The sequence below is a fragment of the Pontibacillus sp. HMF3514 genome (assembly GCF_009858175.1).
Classification (GTDB): domain Bacteria; phylum Bacillota; class Bacilli; order Bacillales; family BH030062; genus Pontibacillus.
On the sequence record NZ_CP047393.1, the window covers coordinates 2,438,321 to 2,462,184 of the forward strand.

At 34.5% G+C, this 23,864-nt stretch carries 21 protein-coding genes; all 21 read right to left on the reverse strand.

Annotation, left to right across the window (positions count from 1 at the left end; all coding sequences use genetic code 11):
* Positions 1 to 74 precede the first annotated feature (74 nt).
* On the reverse strand, positions 75 to 347 hold the full coding sequence (locus GS400_RS12710) for a hypothetical protein (RefSeq protein WP_160102325.1): 273 nt from the start codon (positions 345 to 347) through the stop codon (positions 75 to 77).
* A 156-nt stretch (positions 348 to 503) separates the two neighbouring features.
* Entirely contained in the window at positions 504 to 866 is a 363-nt protein-coding gene (locus GS400_RS12715) for a hypothetical protein (protein WP_160102327.1), read from the reverse strand.
* Between the two features lie 229 nt (positions 867 to 1,095).
* Positions 1,096 to 1,584 carry a hypothetical protein gene (locus GS400_RS12720; RefSeq protein ID WP_160102329.1) on the reverse strand — a complete coding sequence of 163 codons (489 nt, stop codon included), beginning with the start codon at positions 1,582 to 1,584 and terminating at the stop codon, positions 1,096 to 1,098.
* A 317-nt stretch (positions 1,585 to 1,901) separates the two neighbouring features.
* A complete protein-coding gene (locus GS400_RS12725) occupies positions 1,902 to 2,402 on the reverse strand; it encodes a hypothetical protein (RefSeq protein WP_160102331.1) in 501 nt (166 codons plus the stop codon).
* Positions 2,403 to 2,421: 19 nt separating this feature from the next.
* Positions 2,422 to 2,844 (reverse strand): hypothetical protein, encoded by a 423-nt coding sequence (locus GS400_RS12730; RefSeq protein WP_160102333.1) that lies wholly within the window; start codon positions 2,842 to 2,844, stop codon positions 2,422 to 2,424.
* A gap of 24 nt (positions 2,845 to 2,868) precedes the next feature.
* Positions 2,869 to 3,276 carry a hypothetical protein gene (locus tag GS400_RS12735; protein WP_160102335.1) on the reverse strand — a complete coding sequence of 136 codons (408 nt, stop codon included), beginning with the start codon at positions 3,274 to 3,276 and terminating at the stop codon, positions 2,869 to 2,871.
* 363 nt (positions 3,277 to 3,639) lie between these two features.
* Complete coding sequence (locus GS400_RS12740; RefSeq protein WP_160102337.1) at positions 3,640 to 4,332, reverse strand: hypothetical protein; 693 nt, start codon at positions 4,330 to 4,332, stop codon at positions 3,640 to 3,642.
* 530 nt (positions 4,333 to 4,862) lie between these two features.
* A protein-coding gene (locus GS400_RS12745) for an IS3 family transposase (RefSeq protein WP_201450096.1) occupies positions 4,863 to 5,982 on the reverse strand; the annotation gives its coding sequence in 2 pieces (ribosomal slippage) (positions 4,863 to 5,712 and positions 5,711 to 5,982; 1,122 coding nt in all).
* A 37-nt stretch (positions 5,983 to 6,019) separates the two neighbouring features.
* On the reverse strand, positions 6,020 to 7,195 hold the full coding sequence (locus tag GS400_RS12750) for an IS110 family RNA-guided transposase (protein ID WP_160102339.1): 1,176 nt from the start codon (positions 7,193 to 7,195) through the stop codon (positions 6,020 to 6,022).
* A gap of 279 nt (positions 7,196 to 7,474) precedes the next feature.
* Entirely contained in the window at positions 7,475 to 7,885 is a 411-nt protein-coding gene (locus GS400_RS12755; RefSeq protein ID WP_236560928.1) for a lipoprotein, read from the reverse strand.
* 260 nt (positions 7,886 to 8,145) lie between these two features.
* Positions 8,146 to 9,348, reverse strand: coding sequence for an IS110 family RNA-guided transposase (locus GS400_RS12760; RefSeq protein ID WP_160102341.1), 1,203 nt, complete (start codon positions 9,346 to 9,348; stop codon positions 8,146 to 8,148).
* A gap of 272 nt (positions 9,349 to 9,620) precedes the next feature.
* On the reverse strand, positions 9,621 to 10,172 hold the full coding sequence (locus GS400_RS12765) for a hypothetical protein (RefSeq protein WP_160099891.1): 552 nt from the start codon (positions 10,170 to 10,172) through the stop codon (positions 9,621 to 9,623).
* Between the two features lie 243 nt (positions 10,173 to 10,415).
* The gene (locus GS400_RS12770) at positions 10,416 to 10,676 is read right to left on the reverse strand and encodes a hypothetical protein (protein ID WP_027447744.1); all 261 of its coding nucleotides are present in this window, start codon (positions 10,674 to 10,676) and stop codon (positions 10,416 to 10,418) included.
* A gap of 204 nt (positions 10,677 to 10,880) precedes the next feature.
* Positions 10,881 to 11,228: a DUF3139 domain-containing protein gene (locus tag GS400_RS12775; RefSeq protein WP_081673052.1), complete on the reverse strand. Its 348-nt coding sequence runs from the start codon at positions 11,226 to 11,228 to the stop codon at positions 10,881 to 10,883.
* 219 nt (positions 11,229 to 11,447) lie between these two features.
* A complete protein-coding gene (locus GS400_RS12780) occupies positions 11,448 to 12,068 on the reverse strand; it encodes a histidine phosphatase family protein (RefSeq protein ID WP_027447686.1) in 621 nt (206 codons plus the stop codon).
* Positions 12,069 to 12,257: 189 nt separating this feature from the next.
* A complete protein-coding gene (locus GS400_RS12785) occupies positions 12,258 to 12,656 on the reverse strand; it encodes a hypothetical protein (protein WP_160102343.1) in 399 nt (132 codons plus the stop codon).
* Between the two features lie 519 nt (positions 12,657 to 13,175).
* Positions 13,176 to 13,418, reverse strand: a complete 243-nt coding sequence (locus tag GS400_RS12790) for a hypothetical protein (protein ID WP_160102345.1) — start codon at positions 13,416 to 13,418, stop codon at positions 13,176 to 13,178.
* 20 nt (positions 13,419 to 13,438) lie between these two features.
* On the reverse strand, positions 13,439 to 20,575 hold the full coding sequence (locus tag GS400_RS12795) for a DNRLRE domain-containing protein (protein ID WP_160102347.1): 7,137 nt from the start codon (positions 20,573 to 20,575) through the stop codon (positions 13,439 to 13,441).
* A gap of 382 nt (positions 20,576 to 20,957) precedes the next feature.
* The gene (locus GS400_RS12800) at positions 20,958 to 21,590 is read right to left on the reverse strand and encodes a hypothetical protein (protein ID WP_160102349.1); all 633 of its coding nucleotides are present in this window, start codon (positions 21,588 to 21,590) and stop codon (positions 20,958 to 20,960) included.
* 18 nt (positions 21,591 to 21,608) lie between these two features.
* Complete coding sequence (locus GS400_RS12805) at positions 21,609 to 22,367, reverse strand: hypothetical protein (RefSeq protein ID WP_160102351.1); 759 nt, start codon at positions 22,365 to 22,367, stop codon at positions 21,609 to 21,611.
* Positions 22,368 to 22,618: 251 nt separating this feature from the next.
* The gene (locus GS400_RS12810; protein ID WP_160102353.1) at positions 22,619 to 23,863 is read right to left on the reverse strand and encodes a glutamate-5-semialdehyde dehydrogenase; all 1,245 of its coding nucleotides are present in this window, start codon (positions 23,861 to 23,863) and stop codon (positions 22,619 to 22,621) included.
* Position 23,864 lies beyond the last annotated feature (1 nt).

A 23,864-nucleotide genomic window follows, 5' to 3' on the forward strand; every position in this document is an offset into this window, starting at 1 on the left:
ACGATCAATACAAAAGAATGGCACAATCTTATTCCAGGTTTTCTCCCTAATACGGAATAAGAGTTTTACCGTTTTCACCTTACTAAAGAAGGCTTAAGTTTTCTTATTAATGGGAGGAACAAAAGTAATAAACACACTATACCTATACTTACACTAAATACTACGAAACCATTAGCGTATTGTGGAATGTTTGATTCAGGGACACGTTCAGCCACTGGTAGCCCTAGAAAACTAACTCCAATCCCATCACCGTCGGCATTTGTACCGATAGCTTTCAATTCTAGTCCCTTTTCATAGGCTAAATACGCACAAACCCCAAGAACAATAACACCAACTGTATTTGGCATTTAATTTATGTATGAATTGGCAGTATGTTTTTTGCATATTAAAAAAGACCGTAAAATAAGAGTTTTGTATAAAACTATGCATATTTGCCGGTCTGTTTATTTACTGTTACTCCAGTTTAGCGCCCGATTCATGAAGATTTGAATTCAAGATATTCGTTAATTTATTTCTCCGCCATTCCTCTCAAAAAACTGAACAACTTTTTCAACTGAAGTAGTCTGTAATTCTAATCCATTTCTTGATACAACAATATAAAAAGGGTACTCAGATTCATTAAATGCTTCTTTGTACATATTTATTCTATTTGACTTTTCACTACCATGCAGGCTCAACCTTGACCATTTTTCATACTTTTGTAAATCCCATATCTCACTTGGAAGACTTGATTCTCTTTCGTAAAAGTAGTTTATTGCATAACCATCTTCAACCATATCTGTATATCTTTCTAATAGTTCTTTTTGAGAATATGAAATTGAATCTTTATAAAGGTTGTTACACCCTGTCAAAATAAATACTGACATGAATAAAAGAAATATTTTTTTGATAGAGAATGGCACCTCCTTATAACTACTAACACTGGTTTATTTTAACATATACATCAATGTGGTTAATTTATAGTTTAGATGAAACTCAAATTTAAAGGACGCAACCTTCTTTGTTCCATGTTAGCACCCGATTTCTTAACACTTAAATTCGAGATAAATTACAGATTTGATCTTCACCAACCTCCCATTCATGCAATAATAAATTTTATTTAATGGTGGATCGGTGAAGCATCATTCCTGAATTATATACTACTTCCTTTTCAAAATAATCGTCTTTATATCTAAATACAGACATATGCAACATGGTACCTTTTTGCTGAAATACAATAGCATTCTGATCTTTCTTTTCATTTACAATATATAACTCAGCCTTTCCTTGTACATGGTCATCAAATAAGGTATATTGATTCCCATCATTCTTAACAACTAGTTGCCAAACATGACTATCATCCCAAAGATACTGACTGTCACTCTCTGGATTAGGATGAGGAGCTGGTGAAACGTTTAAAATAATACGCTCCTTATGACCGTCTCCATCAATATCTTCTTCAACATCCTCTAGTGTTAAAACATCTTCATACACTTTTACATCTCCGTTATGAATCTTCGTGATGTCTTTCTCATTCGTGGTAGTTTCTTGTGAGCACCCTGTTATTAATAACAAAATTAAGATAAGACATATAATCTTTTTCACACGAAAGACTCCTTAATAAGATATTTATTTGCCTCATTAGATATCTCCACTACCTAAACCAAACTTTTGTTTATATTCAGTTAACAGCCTATTAGCTTGTGCATTTAAATTCAGCTATTCAAATCCAGTGATAAGGCTATTATACAAAAGTTGAACAAATTAAAAGAAGAAGCTGATTACTGATAGAGAACCTATATGCGATTTGGATACTAAAAAGGTAGAAGACACCAAAATCTAGTAGGTGGGCTTCTACCTTTCTGTTTATAAAACTCTTTTACAATGGCATCTACCTTATATCGTATCTTTTATATTTAATACTAATTTTTATTTAATGGATGCTTAATCTTTTTGCCTTTAAGATGTTTTTTGTTATCGATTTCCCAAGCATCATTTTTTAATTTCAATGTATAAACATGGTTAGTTCCATCATTCTTTTTTTCTAAGATAACTGCTTTATTATTCTTTACATATAATATAGGTTTTACATCGCCACGCTCTTGTTTCTTCATGATCTCTCCTAATGCTGGTGCAATTTTGTTTAGGTCACCTTCTGAGTTATAAACCTCATGGAGATCCTTTTCCTTGTAGCCCTGTAAATTTATGTTATGAGTAGCAACTATATCATCTTTTACATCTTTCATGAATTTTTTATTAGCTTTATCTACTTTATCTTTGATTTCTTTTTCTTCTTGGTTACTTGGTACTGTAAATGAATGACCTCGCTCATCTTTATTATCTTTTGCTAATGAATCAGTAGCTGAAATTATAGCAAAAGAAACCAAAAGGGCAAAGCACAAACCTATCATAAACCTTTTCATAAGTAATTTACCTCCTTAATTAATAAGCGGAAACAGTTAGTTTCTTAGAGTCAGTACTGTAACTAGGATTAGAAGAATTATCTTCATTTGGGTAGTACTCTGCATAAGCCTCAGAAAATGTTTCCCACTCTGCACTATCATATTCATTAGATGAGCAAGATGTCCAAGTACTACCTGTATCATACTGTGTTCTACTATTAGTACATTGAGCTAAATTATTTTGATACAAAGTTACAGTAGCTTCAATTTCCTTAACTTCTGACGAATTAATCTGTTCAATAGCATCTGTAAAGCCCGAAACTACTTCATGTGGATCTCCTATAGTTGACGAACTTGACTGGATATCAGCCATAGCTTCAACGAAACCAGTACTTGCATTTGTAATTATTGGTATTGATAGCACCATAACACAAATAGTCAATAAGATCATAATTTTCTTCATCTTAGGTAACTCCTTCACTAGTAACTAGTAATTAGCTACAGTTTTTCGAGTGGAATCTGTATTAATTGCTTGCGTACCATCTCTGTAATATACCGTTCCAGTAGTGTACACCTCGTATTCACTTTCATCATACTCATCAATGGTATCATCTGAAAATGATACGAACTTATCAGTGTCATCTGAAATCCACATGGTCCATCTTTGGTTATCCCTATAACTATCATGTCGAACTTCTATTAAATCCACATCGTTGTCAGTTGCTTGAAGTTCTCTGGCTGAACTACTCATTGTTACATCAATATGTGGAGTCCCCATTGTGGATGATGATGTATTGATATAAGAGTTAGCTTCAACTATCCCCATTGCAGCATGCACAAATACTGGCATTGATAGAATTAATAGTAAAGCAGAAAATACAACCTTTTTATACATAAAAACACGTCCTTTAACATTTTTTGTATATTTGTCATTTTAACAAAATATGTTTAATTTTCAAACAATTTTTGTAATTTTTTTAGAATGAAATTATTTAGTTATAGAGAGGCGTAAATTTATTAAATAAAGACTCATTTTTATGGTCCTTTTGTACACCCAATTCATAAAAGAGAACCAATTTCCTTTATATGACAATTCCAATTTGGTCCTAGTTTAAAATACATTTTAAAGTATTATCTCGAATCCAAGTCTTCAACATAATGGCCCAAAAATAAAAAAGAACGCAAACACCTTTATTCCAGGTTTGCGCCCTATAAATGAATACTCGAATTCGAGATAAATACATTTTCACTTAGCCTATTATTTCGATAGGTTTGTCAATTCAAAAAACTCACGTTCTGGTTTCATTATTTTTATTCCTTTATTGGATTCCAAATATATTTCTTTATTATTTCCATAATGTACCTTAATTTTTGTATCCCCAAAATCGATGACGCTTGTTTTTTCTCTATAAGGTATTTCATCTTTTTCCCAATCTATTGCCTTATTTATTAGTGTTTTGACTTCCTCAACTTTGGATTTTTCACCTATTTCTAAACAACCTTCTTGATTTAAGTTCTCATAGATACAAATGCTTTTAGGTAAGTCTTCAATCCAAGGAGTTGATTTGTATAAAGGAATCTTATCAAAGATGACCTCTGTTTCCTCTTCGAATTTATTATATTGTGCTGAAACTTGTAATTCACCTTTAAAATTTTCTTTTTGCCACTTAGTAACAAAATAGTTTTCTTCCAACTGTTTATACCTAGGTGTCCAACCATGTTTTTCTAGTTCTTCAACATAATAGTCATATATTTGTTTATGGACTTTCCCACTAATAACATAATCATGTTGTCTTGGTTTCAACCCTTTAAATAACGGAATATCCTTATGTTGTTCTGGAATAATTGACATTCCTGTATAAGTATCATCAGTGTTTTTTTGATATGCATACCAACCAATAATAATTAACACTACAATAAGTCCATATAACAATAAACTTTTTTTATTCACTTAACATCCCTCTCCGTCACTATTACACTATATTGCTCGTCACCTTAAAATCTAATTCGAATTTTAGCACAAATATCCAGTTAATTCCCATAGGATTATATGATTAAAACAAAAATAAAGGACACTACCTTGTTCCAGGTTAGCGCCCTATTGCTGAATAATTGAATTCGAGATAAATTGCAAATATGACCTTCAACTAAACCAGCTAATAGAAGTCAATATTTTTCATTAAAAAACTTCTACATATAATGATATACTAAAAATGCTCATGCCAAATAACCTTCCTTTACATAAATGGAAGGTATTGGATTGATTACTTATCTTTGTTGTTTAAGCTAAGTCTAGGAAATTCTCTTTTCGTTTTAAAAGGGTATATTAAGGTGGACCCTTTCGTCAAGACACGGAATTTGAATTTTTAAGGTGGGGTAATACTTCTATGACACGAACCTAGGAGAGTTCTGGGGTTTATTGTATTATTCCACCTTTGATGATTCATGTCTATCATAGATTCTTACGAGAGGAGGACTCTCCTAAGATTGGCTAAAAACAGTGGCAGGGGGTTGATAGCCTAAAGATTGGTGAGGGCGTTCTTGGTTGTAAAAATGTAAAAAACTATTAATCTCATTGCGGGCTTCTCTCGGGCTCGTATAATCTTTTAAATAGACTTCTTCATACTTGACTGTTCGCCAGAGTCGCTCAGTAATAATATTATCAAGGGCTCGCCCTTTCCCATCCATACTGATTTTAATATCGTTTTCCTTAAGTAAATCTGTATATTGCGGGCTCGTAAAATGGCTTCCCTGATCGCTGTTTAAAATAATCGGTTGATGATTAGATAGCGCCCTATTAACAGTTTCTAATACAAAGTCCATTTCAAGTGTTTGATCCAGTTCCCAACTGATTACATACCGAGAATACCAGTCTATGATTGCGACTAAATACATCCAGTTTTTCTCTAATCGAATATAGGTAATATCAATCCCCCAAACGTGATTGGGGTGCGTGATGGCCAGACCTCTGAGTAAATAAGGATAAATGCGATGCTGCTGATTCCTTTTACTGAGGTTTGGACCAGGTGAAATACCAGCGATACCCATTTCTCGCATATGACCTTGCACAGTTTTTCGATTAACGAAAATCTTTTCGTTTTTAAGAAACTCCTTGATTCGCCTGGATCCAAAAAACGGATATTTAGTGTAGATTTCATCAATCTTATGCTTAATCATCAACTCCTCAGGTGAAGGCTCCACAGGCTTATAATAAAGACTGGTTCGATTTAAGCTGAGTAATTCTGCTTGCGCTTTAATGGAGAGGTCAGAGCCTTCCCAATCGATCATGGAGACTCGTTCAGCTCTAGTCTTTAATGCCAGATTTTTTTTTAAGCCACGACAACTGCGTGGTTAAACGACCTACTTCGGCGTATAGGTTCTCAATTTGGTTTTCATACTCCTCTTTCATCTGATCCACTTTCTTATTATTGGTCTCAAAGATTTGTGGCATTTGTTCCAGTGCTGCTTTCCGCCATTGGCGTAGTTGATTCACATGAATTCCATGTTCAGAAGAGATCTCGGAAATGGATTTCTCTTCTTTTAAGATTTCTAGCACGATTTTGGATTTAAATTCTGATGTATATCTTTTTCTTCTACCCATAAACCTACCTTAACATCTCCTTATTTCGTGTCTAGATTTATGGGTCCATTATATATATCCAATGAATAAGTTTATTAGTACATGCAATCATGGCTACTTTAAAGGGTTTACCCTCTTCTCGTTTTCGATCATAAAACTCTTTTAGCTTTTTATTGCGAGAACTCCGAATACCACATAGAGCTGCCATATATAAGGCATGGCGTAACTGGCTTGAACCTCTCTTACTAATTCGGTTTATTGTTGCTGTGAATTTTCCAGACGAATGAACACTTGGATCAATCCCTGAAAAGGCTACCAGTTTTTTAGGGTGACTAAACCTTTCGATCTCACCAATTTCAGAAACAATCGTGGCAGCGATTTTTCCTCCAATTCCGGGGATCGATTGGATTATCTTATATTCTTCTAGCTCTTCTGCCAAGGCATCTATTTGGTCGTCTAACTCTGAAAGATGCTCTTGGTATTGAAGAAGCATTTGAATATACATTTGAAGACTAAATAAATGACTTTGATACAACGTGCTCTTAAATGGGTTTCGTTGAGCTGCTTCGATTAACTTTTGAGCTCTATCCCTTGCCCAATGCTCTGATCTGGTTATGCATTCACAAGCTATCTTATCTGTGAGTTGATCTATCCCAACCTTTAAAATTGCCTCTGATGTACTAAATTCCAATAATGTTTTTAAGGAGACCTTTGAATATAAATCTCCGAACACCCCTCTATACTCTGGAAATACTTGATCCAATATAGAATGAAATTGTAATTTTGTCTGTACATAGATACCTGTCACTGTTTCGTGCTGCCTTGTTAGATTCCGTAGGTCCAAAAGCTGAATACCTCTCTGTTTATAAGGCTCTAGCTCTTCTTTATAGAAAAGCTCACATAAATTAAAAGCATCTACCGCATCAGTTTTGACTTTCCTTAAACTAGATTTTTTTGCTTGATAGGATAATAAAGGATTAACCATAATATACAGATAATTATTCTCCTCTAGGAACTGAACAATTGATGTGTGATAATGTCCTGTCGATTCGAAAATTACTGTTGGTCTAACTCCGGTTTCTTCTTCAATCTCTGACATAAAGTGGAGTAGAGTCTCCAGTCCTTTATTGTTATGCAGTACACTAAAGCTTTTTTTATAAGGTTTTCTCTTATCTAGAAAGGCTTGAACTTCACTTTCCCCTTTTGAAACATCCAGACCAATTACTGGATTCATTTCTATCTCTTCCTCTCCTGTTTACTTACCAGTAACCCCTAATCCATCTCCTAGTATCATAGCTTCGCTTGTTATTCGAGATCGTTGTCTCAACCAGCCTCAAACATGTTTCTATGAGTAGGGGGCGGACAGTTTAGTTGACGGGATCAGTGTCCCACGCACCCGTTCGTCCTACCTTGGCTACTGATATAATAGGTCCTATATAAAAAAGGTCAACCAGTAAAAACTGGTTAACCTTATAATACGAACGCACCCGTTAGCACAATTAGAACCGCATCACTACTCTCTATCTCCTTTTAGTTGACCACCATTTTTCTCAAAAAATTCTTCAATATCATTAACAGAAGTAGTTTTTAAAGCAATCCCGCCTTTAGATACTATGAGATAAAACGGGTACTCTTTCTCACCCCAGGCTTTTAAGTAGTCTATATCGTTAGCTCCTATACTGGTATCATCCTCAATATATCGATGTGAATAAATTGCATCAAATTTCTCATACTTGTTCAATGTTATAATTCTTTCAGATTCCTTAGAATTGGAACCATTGCCCCTGAACATATGGATAGAATATTTATCTCCTGCTCCATTCTTCCATAACTCCAATGCATCTTTTTTATAGTTTTCCAATTCATTACATCCTGTTAAAAATAGGGCTATCAGGATAAATAAAATACTCTTTTTAACCATCATCTCACTCCCGTTTTTTCACCTCTTATTCAACTAACCTGCCCAATAATAAAAGACGCAAATACTATTCAAGGTTGGCGCCCTAAAGCAGAAGACTTGATTTCGAGATAAAACAAATATGATCTTCTACTAAACCAGCTAATAGAAGTCAATATTTTTCATTAAAAAACTTCTACATATAATGATATACTAAAAATGCTCATGCCAAATAACCTTCCTTTACATAAATGGAAGGTATTGGATTGATTACTTATCTTTGTTGTTTAAGCTAAGTCTAGGAAATTCTCTTTTCGTTTTAAAAGGGTATATATCCAATGAATAAGTTTATTAGTACATGCAATCATGGCTACTTTAAAGGGTTTACCCTCTTCTCGTTTTCGATCATAAAACTCTTTTAGCTTTTTATTGCGAGAACTCCGAATACCACATAGAGCTGCCATATATAAGGCATGGCGTAACTGGCTTGAACCTCTCTTACTAATTCGGTTTATTGTTGCTGTGAATTTTCCAGACGAATGAACACTTGGATCAATCCCTGAAAAGGCTACCAGTTTTTTAGGGTGACTAAACCTTTCGATCTCACCAATTTCAGAAACAATCGTGGCAGCGATTTTTCCTCCAATTCCGGGGATCGATTGGATTATCTTATATTCTTCTAGCTCTTCTGCCAAGGCATCTATTTGGTCGTCTAACTCTGAAAGATGCTCTTGGTATTGAAGAAGCATTTGAATATACATTTGAAGACTAAATAAATGACTTTGATACAACGTGCTCTTAAATGGGTTTCGTTGAGCTGCTTCGATTAACTTTTGAGCTCTATCCCTTGCCCAATGCTCTGATCTGGTTATGCATTCACAAGCTATCTTATCTGTGAGTTGATCTATCCCAACCTTTAAAATTGCCTCTGATGTACTAAATTCCAATAATGTTTTTAAGGAGACCTTTGAATATAAATCTCCGAACACCCCTCTATACTCTGGAAATACTTGATCCAATATAGAATGAAATTGTAATTTTGTCTGTACATAGATACCTGTCACTGTTTCGTGCTGCCTTGTTAGATTCCGTAGGTCCAAAAGCTGAATACCTCTCTGTTTATAAGGCTCTAGCTCTTCTTTATAGAAAAGCTCACATAAATTAAAAGCATCTACCGCATCAGTTTTGACTTTCCTTAAACTAGATTTTTTTGCTTGATAGGATAATAAAGGATTAACCATAATATACAGATAATTATTCTCCTCTAGGAACTGAACAATTGATGTGTGATAATGTCCTGTCGATTCGAAAATTACTGTTGGTCTAACTCCGGTTTCTTCTTCAATCTCTGACATAAAGTGGAGTAGAGTCTCCAGTCCTTTATTGTTATGCAGTACACTAAAGCTTTTTTTATAAGGTTTTCTCTTATCTAGAAAGGCTTGAACTTCACTTTCCCCTTTTGAAACATCCAGACCAATTACTGGATTCATTTCTATCTCTTCCTCTCCTGTTTACTTACCAGTAACCCCTAATCCATCTCCTAGTATCATAGCTTCGCTTGTTATTCGAGATCGTTGTCTCAACCAGCCTCAAACATGTTTCTATGAGTAGGGGGCGGACAGTTTAGTTGACGGGATCAGTGTCCCACGCACCCGTTCGTCCTACCCTGGCTACTGATATAATAGGTCCTATATAAAAAAGGTCAACCAGTAAAAACTGGTTAACCTTATAATACGAAAGCACCCGTTAGCTCAACAACGATTTAGTCATTAAACATTTTTTCAATATTATTTATTTCTACCTTCTCTTTTTCTGTACGATAATCGTCATATTCATTTTCATCAGTTATTTTTAACAGCCCATGCTGAAAAAATGATAACAATCTCCTTGCTTCATTAACTATCTTAGGTTTAATATTCTTTAACATCTCTCTCTTTTTAGGAAGATTATCAATTCCAGTAATATAATTAAGTCCTAAATATCGAAGAAATGAATATCCTTTGCAATAATCGTCATATACCTGCTCTAAAACCTCTACTAAATCACCTTTTTCATAAATTATATTTTCTAATAATGAAACAATCCTCATTTGTTCAAACTCACCAAATGGAATTTTAATTTCAATAACTTTCTCTAATTCGTTTTTAATGTGCCTACTTCTATAATTCAAATCAAGTAGGTTAAAGTAAAAGTCATGACCATAAACCTTTTCTATTTCTGGTGTATTATAAAGCCATTCTTCGAATTCCGAAACGGTAATTAGCTCTTTATAAATTTTATAAAATTGCTTTTGAATGTCCTTTTCATAGCTCACTCGCTTACTTCAGCTCCTTAAACACTAACTTCACTTTTTCAACTCTTCTGCCGCGTTAGTTTAAGTGTACTTCTTCACAATCTAATTAAAATTTTAACATAAGTTACCAAATAATAACCCGTAATTATATGATTAAGAAAAAAATAAAGGGCACAACCTTTATTCCAGGTTTGCGCCCGATTGCTGAAATCTCGAAACCAAGATAATATGCAAAATAATTTTTCTATATAGACCTGTTATTGATTAGTGACGATCGCTATTCATCAATCTTTTATACCTTCTTTCACCTACTAACCATGAAGTAATGGTAGCAGACAAACCTACAATGATTGACTGGAAAATGTAATATGTTAGTCTTAGCTCATCTTTAAACAAAAAGCTTAAAACAAGGAGGGTTATAAAACATACTACTGCTGATGCCATCGTTCCGAATGTAACATATTTCCATTTCCTAACTTTTCTTGTTCTTTCCCATTTAAGCATTCTTTTATTATGGTCAATCATTTCTTCCCCCCCTCGTAAATATGTATTAATAATACAATGTCATAACTTCAGCTAATGCTGCATTCTAGAAATAGAGTGCGAACATCTTTATTCCATGTTCGCGCGCCCGTTTACTGAATATTTGAACTCGAGATAAATTACACATATGACTTCGACTAACAACCGACCTGATACTTGAATAAAATGTAATATATTAAGAACCAATCAACCACTTGGGTCATAATTTTTTAAGTCTTCTTTAGTTATCCCTTCGTGTTCTTCGTCTATAATTTCGTAGTTAAATTGCAATACCTCATTGTGAGCAAAATAAGTGTATTTAACATATGGCTCATCTTCGAAAGTGACTGTTGTATAAAATTTAGGCATTTTAAATCCAAAAACACCTTCGACTGACGCTATTTCTTCGGCGTTATATCCTCGTTCTTCAAGGAGGTAATTAGTTACCCTATTTTCATAAATATTTTTATTCACTTCTAGATAAATAAATGGTGACAATAAAATCACTATAATAAATATAGTTATGATCAAATAAACTTTATGAAACTTGGGCATTTTATCTCCTCCAGTGGATTTAATATCTATTTTTTACAAACTACTGCCCGTTAGCTTAAATACACTTCTACATAATCTAATTAAAATTTTAACATAAATACCCAATTAATAATCTGTAATTATACATTCAATAAAAAAAGAGAGCACAATCTTATTCCAGATTTGCGCCCGTTTACTGATGACTTGAATTCGAGATAACTTTAACTTTATACATTTATTTTATATTGTTTCAACCATATGAGAGGTATCGTACTTATATAAAATTTCATAATAGTTAGTGTTTGCTTTTATCAAAGTTAAACTTGTTGAAGGTATTGGTGGAGTTGACCATAATTCTTTAAGTGGTGTCTTTTCTATGTAGTTCATTAAAAGGTTAAGTGCAATTGAATGGGATACGATGCAAATATCTTGAAAAGGATGTTGTTCCACTATTTCTTTAAAAATATTTACCATTCTTTCTTGTACTTTAACAAATGATTCAACTGAATTATTTGTAAAGAGGTGTGGAGTCTCCCAAAATGCCCTCCATTCTTCTGGAGATTCCTCCTTATTTTCTTCAAAAGTTTTACCTTCCCAATTACCAAAAGAAATTTCCCTTAATGAATCTAATTTTACTATTTCAAATGGCCTATCTCCCTTTATAATTTCAGCTGTATCAATTGCCCTTTTGCTTGTACTTGAATAAACAGCGTTCAAATGAATATCTGATAACCTCTCAGATAATTGGTGTGCTTGTTTAATGCCTTTGTCAGTTAGAGGAGAATCTTTCCAACCTTGCATTAGTTTATTTGTATTCCAAATAGTTTCTCCATGCCTTGTAAAGTAAATATTTGTACTCACTTCTCTTCCCCCTAAATAGCTAAAGATAAATATTACGTTATTGTATCGTTTATTTACATAATTTTCAATAAATGAGCATAAAAATGTTTTTCTATGATCAAAGGGGAAGTGAGAATATCTCTTATTCCAGTTTAGCGCCCGATTGCTGAAGTCTTGATTCCGAGATACTATAGTCCTTTTAAATAGCCACTATTCTACTTTTTCTGAGTTTTCTTCCCTGAAAATTCCTAATGGCTTATTGATTTCATCAATAACAGTAATATATAGAATATGTTGAATTTCATTTTCCCCATTATATGTACCTTCACCCTCTGGCGATGCTGGATTAAAAGTTGTACCAACACTAACGTGGTCAGGAAATTCCTTAATTGTACTAATCATCCTATTCTGTTCTAATAACATTAAATAAGTTTTTCCCTCAAAATCGAAAGAATGTAATCCGCCATCCCCCTGTTTAATCTTGCTTTCAAAATATTCCCGTGCCTCTTTTGGTGTTCCATTACTTAAGTGAACAAGGTTTTGTGAAATTATTTGTGATGAGTTATCTCCTGACGAACAACCAAATAAAACTGAAAGTACTGTAACCAATACACAAATTAAAAGTAACTGCTTCAGTATAAATCCCCCTCATAAAAATATTCACTATATAAATACCCAACTTAAGTTTAACATAATTATCCATTCATTTTAGAGGTTAGTTGTTCTACTAGTTTCAATAAAAAAAGGCGCAAACACCTTGTTCCACGTTTGCGCCCGTTTACTGAATATTTGAATTCAAGATAAATTACAAATATAATCTTCAACTAACATAACCCGTTACTTGAAGATTATATTACTTTAGGGACAAATTGTCCCTCAGATTTCTATATAAGTCCCCACTTTTTATCACTTAGAAAAATACTGAAGCTAAAAAAATTTATCCTTTTGTGGGAGATGATTAGACTCTGCTCATGCCATTTACTTAGATACACTAAGGGACGATGAACCTTTCCCCTAGTGTCCCTATTTTCATCAGTGCATTATTTAATGGTTAACGTAACGTAAAGCATGTTCTTGTAGCCAAATTTGGGCAAATGTAGGTGGGGAGTCACTCCCACCTACATAAATTTAACTAATAATATATTTTTGCCAACCCTTTTCTTTTACTTCTTTAAATGTTGGAGTACTAATATTTTCGCTTAAATGTACTTTCTCACTAGAAACAATAATATATTCTGGATTTTCCCACTCATTTTCACACTCGCTACAAATTAAAATTAACTTGTTACTTTCCTGATCTTTCATTATTTCCACCCAACCTTGTTCACAGATAGGGCACCACTCAACTTTATAATTATACTCTTTGCTCATGTCGTTAACCTCCATTTTTTTTATGGTCCTGATGGATAGCCGGTTATAATTTTATTTGTTCCTCTTTTTAATATGATGGTAATATTATTAAGGTTTTGCCCTCCACCAGCATATCCTCCAGCATAACCAGCATTAGGATAAGGAATATTATATATATCTACTGTTTTCTGTCTTACAGGCGCTAAACTTCCTTTATTTGAAAAGGCATCTTCTACTTTTTTCACTGGATTACCATAAAAAACACCATGATCCTTTTTCGTCAAATCATTTTTACCATGCTTCTTCAAATGTTCTACTCTTGTTTCACCAGTACCTTTTTTCTTAATACTCCAATCCAGCCTATTGTTATTCTTTTTAAACATATCAGAAGGACGTGTGTAAAGTTTCTTGGCATTAATTGGGGTTGAGGTTTCAGAAGTTTGTAATTTATACATTTTCCCTGAATTTGCTTTCTTAGTAGTTCGTGGGGAACTATTTAACACCCTTAAACCAGTGTTACTACCATAACCCCCTCCTCCACTCATTCCATGCCTGTTATTATAATATATATAGCCTGAAGGATCATGTCGATTAATAGGGTTATTGGCAGTATAAGCATATGAATTATGTGAAAGGATTTCACCTGTTGAACCGCCATAACTATCCGTATTCAAGAAGCGTCCCCAATCAGGATTATAATACCTTGCATTCAGGTAATATAGTCCTGTTTCGGAATCATAACGATAACCCCGATAACGGTATGGGTTCTTTTTCCCAACTGTGTCAGCTTTAGATCCGGTAATTGAAACGATTTTGCCCCACGTATCATATTGATACGTAACTACTCTTGTCCCGGATTTATCTATGATTCCAATGATATCCCCTTGAGCATTTCTAACGTAATAGTAATCCTCATTGTTCAAATTCATACTGATGAGCTCACCAGAGGAATCATAAGTGAAATACATCTCGTCTGTACCATCAGTCTGATACGTGACTTTATTTCCTTCTAGGCGATACTTAGTCGTTGTCGTTACACCATCCGACTCTGACTTTTTCTCGGTACGAATGCCGGAATCATTATACTTAAAGGATAGATCGACTCCATTGCCTGTGATGGATTGAAGTTGGTCTCCAAATGTCCAACTATAACTGTAACCATCATAGGACAATGGATTTCCAATCGAATCGTAAGAAATATCCTTTCCATCAAATTGAGTCAGCTTATCCTTCCAATTGCTTTTCCCATACTGATAATCAATGGTTCTATTTGGCAAACCTAAATTAGATCTTGAAGCTGTGGTGTAATCATAAATCTCTTTCGCAAGAATATTCCCACCATCATCATAATAGTAAATGACAGTTTGGTTTAGCATCTCATTATTTTCACGAGTTAATTCATTAAGTCCGTTATACTCATACGAAACCGTTTGTCCGTTTTTTGTGATGCTGATAATGTTCCCATTCGCGTCATAACCATAAGTGATGGGAGTTCCACCTACATTAAGCGTATCGATTAATGTTGTGGTTGAGGATGCACCATATCCTCCTTGCTTATAGGTGTACGTTGTTTTAAACTCAGCTTTTCCTGTGTCAACAGTTTTTGATGATAAACGACCGATTTGATCATATTTAGAATGAACAGTATTTACTCGACCCTTGTTATAAATCTCTTGGACAGAGGTATTCGATAATACAAGATCAGAGTACGTGAATTGCTCCAGATGACCATTTAAAATGTTCTCACTGTTCTCGTTACTTCCTAACGTTGTTATTCCACCGGAAAAATCCTTAAAGTCACTTGTACTTCCAGTATAACTTACATCATTTACAAACAACGTTGTATCAAGTGTTGAACTTGTATTGATCCATTTCACCGTAACAAAATACCATTGGTCCGGTTGGATCGTTTCTGTTCCTGTTACGATAGGTGTAATCGCACCAGCTGTGTCTTCAGTCGTCACTTTCACCTTATCATCTGAATCAACAATGATATTCAGTTGACCATTGCTGCTATCCTTATTGGAGAGAATTGTACGTTTTGTTCCTTGTTCAGACGTTTTAAACCACATTGACATGGATCCAGCATCATCACTAATCCCTAAGTCATACTGAACAGAAGGTTTAGATGATGTGTTTTTCGTAAATGGTTTTGAGAAAGGACTTTCTTCAAATTGGATATTATCAAATCGAACAATGTCATTGTCTTTGACACTTGTACGAACCATGACTTTTATTCTTTTAGTGCCATTCGGAATCGTAAAGGACTCTGAAATTTTCGTCCACTCATGTTCCGGAATGTTCTTCTTGACGATGCTATAGGAACCAGAAATCAGGTTTCCAGCAGAATCATATGCCTGTACAGATAGTTTTGGCTGGGTACTTCCTATTCTCTTAGCTTGCGCACTTAAAGTAAATACTCTAGAAGAAGTGGTCTCAGATGAAAATACATAGTCTTGACTAGCTACAGAGTTGGTCGTACTTCCATCTGTGAGGTTGTCACTGTCCACGTTTTCAAGACTTGTTCCACCATCAACACCATCGTTTACAGCACGCCAAACACCAGTAGATCCATCCCAATCTGTAGTAGACCAGCTACTTAATGACGTTGCCTCTTCAAAAGAAGGGTTGTCTAATAAGTTTGTTGTTGTTTCATAAGCAGCTAAAACAGGCTTTCCATTCGTATCTTTTTCATACGTATCCTCATGACTCTTTGGATTTGTTCCTTTAGAACCTTTTAAGCCTCCATTTAATTGGAAGTATTCCGTATCTTCAAAACCTGGTAAGCGCGTAAAGGAAACATTCTTTTCTCTGTTATCTCTGTCATAACGATAGGATGTTTGATAACTATCATTTGATGACGTTACTTCTGTAAATGTTTCGAGTTGATTATTCTTGCCATACTCGTAGAACTTACTGAACCCATCACTCGTTGTTACACGGCTCAAACGATTCGAAAGATCATAGTAGTAATGATAGTTACGATCATTAACTAAGTCTTTGTGATAGCCGAGTAATCCAGAACGGTTGTAAAAGTACTGATATTGGCTGACTCCATTTAAAGAAAGGTCGGTCACTTGATTATCAGCGTTATATTGATAGCTAATGGTATCAGTTACCCCAACATCTCTTTGATACTCAGTACTTTCTAGCCTACCAGTATGAATCACATTCCCATTTGCGTCCGTGTACTGTTCATAGTTCTTTGTTACAAGTGTTTGATTACCAACTTTTACGTTGGTTTTGTTTCCAAATTGATCATAAGAGAATGTGTACGTGACATCCGAAGAATCGACACCCGTGTTATGAGCAACCGTTTTAATACGATCGTTTTCGTATGTGTACGTATTACTTGCATCACCTTTTGTTACACTTGTAATTCGGCTACTATCGTCATAATAATATTCTTTTATATTTCCTTTAGGATCAGTTTCTTGATCTAACTCATCAGCAGACTCATTCCAATTGAACGTATAGGAGTTACCAGTTGGGTTAGCTAAACTTGTTAGATAGTGACCACTCTGGCTGTATGAGGTGTATGATCTTTTATAGAGAAAGTCATCACCCACTGTTGACTTTGTTGCATTTCCATTACTGTCGTACTGAAAGGAATACTTCACATTTGTCGCAGATGCTGCACTTTCAAGGTGGTGCTTCCCATCATTATCATACTCATATTCAAACTTACTACCTTTCGGATCAACCGACTCGATTAAATCATTATTTCCATTAAATTTAAATTCTGATTTTTCTTTATTTAAGTCTTTGGTTGACTGAATATTTCCGTCTTCATCGTTATACTCATAGCTTGTACTGAAAGGTTCACGGTACAACTGTAACCCATCGAAGTAAGCCGTGTTTTCATTGTTGTAATACTCCGCATATAATGTCACCGATTGGTAAGCAGCGTCTGTAATTACTTTACCTGAGAGGTACTGCCATTGTGGTGAATCTTGATTAAAGTTTACTCGCTTCCATTGATACGTTCCGTCAGTAAGCTTAACACCAACTTCTAAAGAGAAACGTCTTCCATCTAACGGTACTGAATCTCCTTTTGCCCAGCCGCCAAATACGAATACATCATCTTTTTCACCTGATACATTAACGGTTTGAGAGATAAATTTACTTTTATCGTGTTCACCTTTAACCTGATATACACTTTCATCTAGTGGTTCAGGAGGTAATGGCTCACCTGTATCCTTTAATGATTTCAACTGATCCTCAGTACCATTATCACTGTTCTCCGTCCAGTAACTTCCTTCTGATACATCTGTATTTTCTATTAGGTTATAACGGTTTGACGTATGCCCTTCTTCTATTTGTAGAGCATCAAAATAAGCTACACCGGATTCTTGCATTACCGTTGGCCGAACATTTACCGTATTACTGGCTGCATTCTCCGACAAAGTAAAGGTCACTTCGTATCGTTTCCAATCATTTGTACCATTGATAAACTGGCCTTCTTTATCCAACGAATTTCCATTATCATCTTGGTACGAAACAAGTAATGCAGCACCTTTATTATTAAGTTCAGTCATATTCTCTGTTTTCACATATCCAGAGAAGGTATAGGTTTTTCCTTTTTCTAGAGTTACAGCTTGTGAATAATAGTGACGTGACGTTTGATTCGTTTTTTCAATTTTCAAAGAACGGTTTCCAATATAACTATCCTCAGATGATAAGCTTAAGTTAGCTGTTGATCCACTCCAGCTAAGTGCATCCCAATTTCCATCTTGTTCAATATTATGATTCATTATATGATTCATGGATAATCTCTGTAGTTGAGATTGATTTGTTAACTTATTTTTGTTTACACCAGGAGTTTCATTATAATCGAAATACTTTGCATACCCACGATCGTTTTGAATAGAAACAGTGTTTCCATAATCATTGAACTGATAGATGTTTTGCTTATTTCTATAGTCTGTAAATACAGTTTGGTTTTCTTGGTATTCGATGTTCAAATATTTCCCTAATGCTTCACCTGAAGAATCAACGTGCTTTTCTTCGATCTTTTTAACACGATATGGGCTGGCATTATAATACGAATAATCCATTTGATACCCATCTGCATTTTTTACATAATCCAAATTGTTTTGACTATCGTACTTGTAGGTTGCTGCCTTCCCATCCGGGGAAGTAATGGTTAGACTATTGCTTGCGTAATCAATAGTGGTTACTCTGTTGTTTTCATCAGTAATGGATTTTAATTGATTATTTGAGTAGTAGTTTAATGTGAACGTATGGTTAACCCCTGCTTGTACTTCGGATAACCTTGAATTACTATATAGTAGATTAATGGTATTTCCATCAGGATCATCAATATAGGATAATTTTCCGTTTGAATTAAAGCTAAGTTGATTATCTTTCTTATCTTCAATTACATAACGTTTATCTGTAGATGCAGAGTCAACCGTTAACGTTAAGTTCAAGCCCGTTTCATCTTTGTAGGTATTCGTTGACTCTTTTTTTAAATAGTGCTTTGTACCATTTTCATCTGTATAGACATAATAACTTGTGTTATCAATCTCTTGATATTCAACAGTTTGCGTTAAGTTTAAACGCCATCCTGGTCCATACCCTATATACTTTTGTTTATCGTTACTATTGTAGACGTGCTTAATGCTCACTGGCATTCTTTCACTGCTGTAGGACATATCATCTCGAATAAAAACCAAGTTTCCATTAGCATCATTGATATACCCCGTACCAGAACGGCCAACTCCATGAGCATGGAATGTCCAATAATTTTCTAAACCTGAATTGTTCTGATATTGAAATACGGCTTGCGGACGGAGGTTTTCATACGTGGATGATGTATCAGATGAATAATAGTCTGTATAATTAGCATTCTCATCTTTATTTTTGAGCATCAACCCATTATTATTACTCGAGCTATACCACTCTTGAGCAATTTCTGTGATATCCCAATCGTAGTAATCATCCCCATCAATCATCTGATAATCCACAACCGAAGAATTATATTGTGGTTGATTTGCCCATGTAATGGTATTGGTATCCCAGGCTTCCTTAACCTTATGCACATTTACTTGAGCACCAGTATTTTTATAGGAATAAGGGAATAAACGGAAATAAGCCTTAGTGATATAGTTACCGGTACTTAATTCTGGCAGGTCAAACTTTACAAATGTTCGATTTCGTCCTGAAGAAGATCCATATCCCGTTTTATTAATCACACTCGTGATATAATTGGTGTTTGGATAACCCTCTGAAACATGGTTATCATAAATTTTGGTTGGATCTAAGGATGTACTTAATGTTGGATCAATCGTTACTGGATATTCTCTTGAGCTGTCGGATAACCATTCATGACTCGGTGTAACCGTTAATTGGTATTCATATTTTTTATTTTGAGTTAAATCTACCGATATATCTTTAGATAAAGCTCCCGTAGCATCATACATAAAAGGGGCTTCCATTTCGAATATTTTAGTATTAGGTTGTGTTTCATCAAAGAACATAATCGTATTATCTTCTTTTAGTTTTGCGATCAGACCTTTTGAGTTTAAAGTAAAGGAAAACTCAGGAGAATCTACAGGTTTTTGTAGAATAATATTTTCTTTTACGCTCTCCGGTAACACCTCATAGGAGAGATCAACATTGGGTAAAATCTCCTTATAATCAACAATAGATTTAAGATTTGTGAGGGTTTTACTACGTTCATTCTTATCTAGACTATCTAATAGTTCCTGATCATCCGGTCTTACTGATGCTTTTACTTTTTGTGTATTGTTCAATGACCAGGACACTTCGTAGCCATCTTTTTTGATCGTTACTAACTTATTCGCATTTGAATTATTAGCTAAGTGAACTTTATAATCATTTTGTTTGTTTATAAAAACGGTTTTATTGTTTGAATTTATAACTTCTTCTAAAGAGTTATCAATATCTTTCCATTCTCCGTTTTTTTTATAGTGAACGGGTTTTTTATAAACAGCGGCTTCATAAGTTAAATCTTCTTTTAAAAAGTGTTTAACATTTTTTTTCCGCTTTTCTTGGATTTCACCGACAATATCGGATTTTTTATTTTGGTCCTCCATAGTCGTATCATGTGGTGGCTCTACAATATTGCTTTCTGCCAATACTTGATTTGGTATGTATTGAACCAGTAAAGCAATGATCATAAATAAGCTTATGAACTTCCTAAAACTTCTCAAGATGTTTCCTCCTTGTTGTTGTGTTACAAATATTAAAAAGATTACAAGTTATGTAACCTCTCTGATACCATATTGTAAAATGGACCAATTTCTTAATGAAATACAAAATTTTTTCATTTATAGGATTAAAATGGATTTATAATTAAATTTAACCATAATAAGATGTACTGAAAAAACAAGTACCTCTAATTTTATTTCTTCGATTGTTAATAGAATTTACCATTATCTAAAGTATTAAATTTTCTTTTTCCTTCACATTATCTCGAATTCGAGTCTTCAACATAATGGCCCTTATATGGAATAACTATTATATCTGTCTAAAGCAAAAAAAAGACCTAATCCATCCATGTACTTTATTGTGAGGAATTAGGTCTTTTAAATGTTATAGTGTAGTAGCTACTTCTTCTTCTAAGTTTTCTTCCTCTTCTTCTACAGATTTTTCTTCGGAACGTATCATTAATCCATTCGAGACAATATTGCGCATAAAAATAAATATAATGACTAGTACAAAGTCAAAAGAATAAGAGAGAAACCATATTACGTTAGAAATCTCATTTAGTGATGTATCTGTAATATAATTATTGAAGCCACGTGTAACAAACAACAAGATAAAATAAATAGGAACCAAGGTATTCAGAGTTGAGCCTAGTTTATGAGTCGATTCACTCAATTTAAAGTCTTTCTCCATTGTAGAATACACATTCCACAGCCCGTAAATATTATAAAATGGAATGACAATTCTTCTTATCGCCCCCCATGGGGTGTTCGGATAATTTTCATCTAAGCTTTTTAAATCTTGATGAACTTTAAAAATCCAAAAAAGATATATAAATGATGCCAAAATCATAACGCCCATTAATAGAATAGTTGCAAATTGATCAAAACGAATAAAGTTTTGTCCTATCCCTATAAATTGTGCTACCACGAGGTTGCCAAGAACAACTGCATTGATCACAAGAGCTACCCATAAGAAAATATTCAAAATTTTACCGACAGACTTTGATTTAAGTTTCATGTTTTCACCTTCATTTCATTATAGTTTATATTCCAAATAATAAATGGCATCTTGTAACCTAGAAACAGGCACCACTTTTAAGGAAAGTTCTTGTTCTTCTACGACTCGAAAAGCCTCTGTTTCATTACTATATTCACCATATTTCTCCCTATCTTTTGGAACAAAGAATATATCTGCACCGTTCTCCTCTGCGGTTAGGAGTTTTAACCGAATTGACCCAACAGAACCTATTCTGTAATCCTCCTCCAATGTTCCTGTACCAGCAATTGTGTATGTATGATTTCTAGAATAGTCTTTGTTCTTTTTTTCTTCTATTAAACCGATACCTAGCATTAAGCCAAATGAGTTTCCTTCATAGGATGAAGCTAGATTTTGAATTTCAGATACTCTTTCTATTAACCCTTTAGAATTATGTATAACTTTATCTTCAGCAGAACTCACTGCATTTGAAATAACTTCTTTTTTAGTGGGGCCTATCTGATTTCCTTCTTCTGATTGTGCTTCATTATTATCATAAACCGGTGTAAATTCCGCATCTGGATTTGAAAAAGCAATCATCCATTTATCTGCCAAACTTTCGGTTTGTCCATACTTAACATACGTAAAATGGACACTACCCTTAACCCCTAATTCTTTTACAGAGGCTATGTCCCCTTTCATTTCGAAGTTTTCTTGATTTGGCCAAACCATTAAAGATGAAATTACAAATGGTATTAATAGAAGAAAGAGGCTAATCTTTACCTCTTTTGAAACGTTAATCTTACATATCTTTTGCATATAATCACCCCCTCATAATCTTTTCAGTTAAATGAAGTTGTTACACCTATAAGAATCTTACAACTTCATTCTCATAAAAAGTTAATCTTTTTTAATATCGGGAGAGAAGAATAGGATTTAAATTTATTTTTTTAAAAAGAAAGGGTGTGGTTTTACACGGATATACATCCGAACATGAAAAGCACACGCCCTTTTCTGGACGTGTGCTTCAATTCGTTAATTAATTTGTTCAAAATACTGATCTCTTACAATTATTTAATTTGACCTGTACCCCGCACAATATATGTCGATGAAGTTAGCGCAGGTAACCCCATTGGTCCACGGGCATGTAACTTTTGCGTACTGATGCCTATTTCTGCTCCAAATCCAAACTCTTCTCCGTCCGTAAATCGAGTAGAGGCATTATGATACAGAGCGGCAGCGTCTACTCGTTTAAAGAATGCTTCTACATTCTCCTCAATTTCTGAAATGATTGCTTCTGAATGCTTCGTTCCATACTGATTAATGTGTTCAGCTGCTTCTTTAACATCTTTTACGATTTTTACAGATGCAATAAAATCAAGATACTCAGTTCCCCAATCTTCTTCTGTCCCTTGTTTTAGTGATGGCACATATTTTGTGGATTTTTGATCTCCACGAAGTTCTACATCATGATCATGCAAAGCCTCAACAAAATCCTTAAAATAGGATTCCGCCCACTTTTCATGTACAAGAAAGCTCTCCGTAGAATTACATACAGAAGGTCTCTGTGTTTTCCCATTCACTGCAATCTGTTTAGCCATCTCTGGATCGGCTGTCTCATCAATATAAATATGACAATTCCCAGCTCCTGTTTCTAAAACAGGCACAGTTGCATTAGAGACAACTGTTTTTATCAGATTCGCACTCCCTCTAGGAATGAGCACGTCTAAATACTCATTAAGCTTAAACATCTCGGAGGCTGTTTGACGACTGGTATCCTCTACTAATTGTATAACATTTGGGGAGATGTCTGTCTCCTGTAACGCACGATGGATAACCTGAACAATTGCTTTATTTGAGTGAATGGCAGATGAACTTCCTCTTAGAAGCACGGGATTGCCTGTCTTTAAGCAAAGACTGCTCGCATCGACCGTCACATTCGGTCTTGCTTCATAAACCATACCGACAACTCCGATTGGTACCCGTACCTTCTTAATTTGCAGACCATTAGGCCTCTCCCAAGATTCAAGTACCTCATCGATCGGATCATCTAAATGTACGATGTTCATCAATGCTTGAGCCATATCTTTTATGCGTTCTTCTGTAAGAGTTAAACGATCAAGTAGGGAATCACTTAATCCATTCTCTTTTCCTCTATTAAGATCCTTCTCGTTTTCTTCCAGAATAAATTGACTTTCTTCAACTAGTTGTTTGGAAATGGATTGTAAAGCCAAATTCTTTTGTTCGGTTGTTTTGATTCCTAAGTCATAAGCTGCTTCTTTAGCTTTTATCGCTTTTTCTATTAAATCATTCATG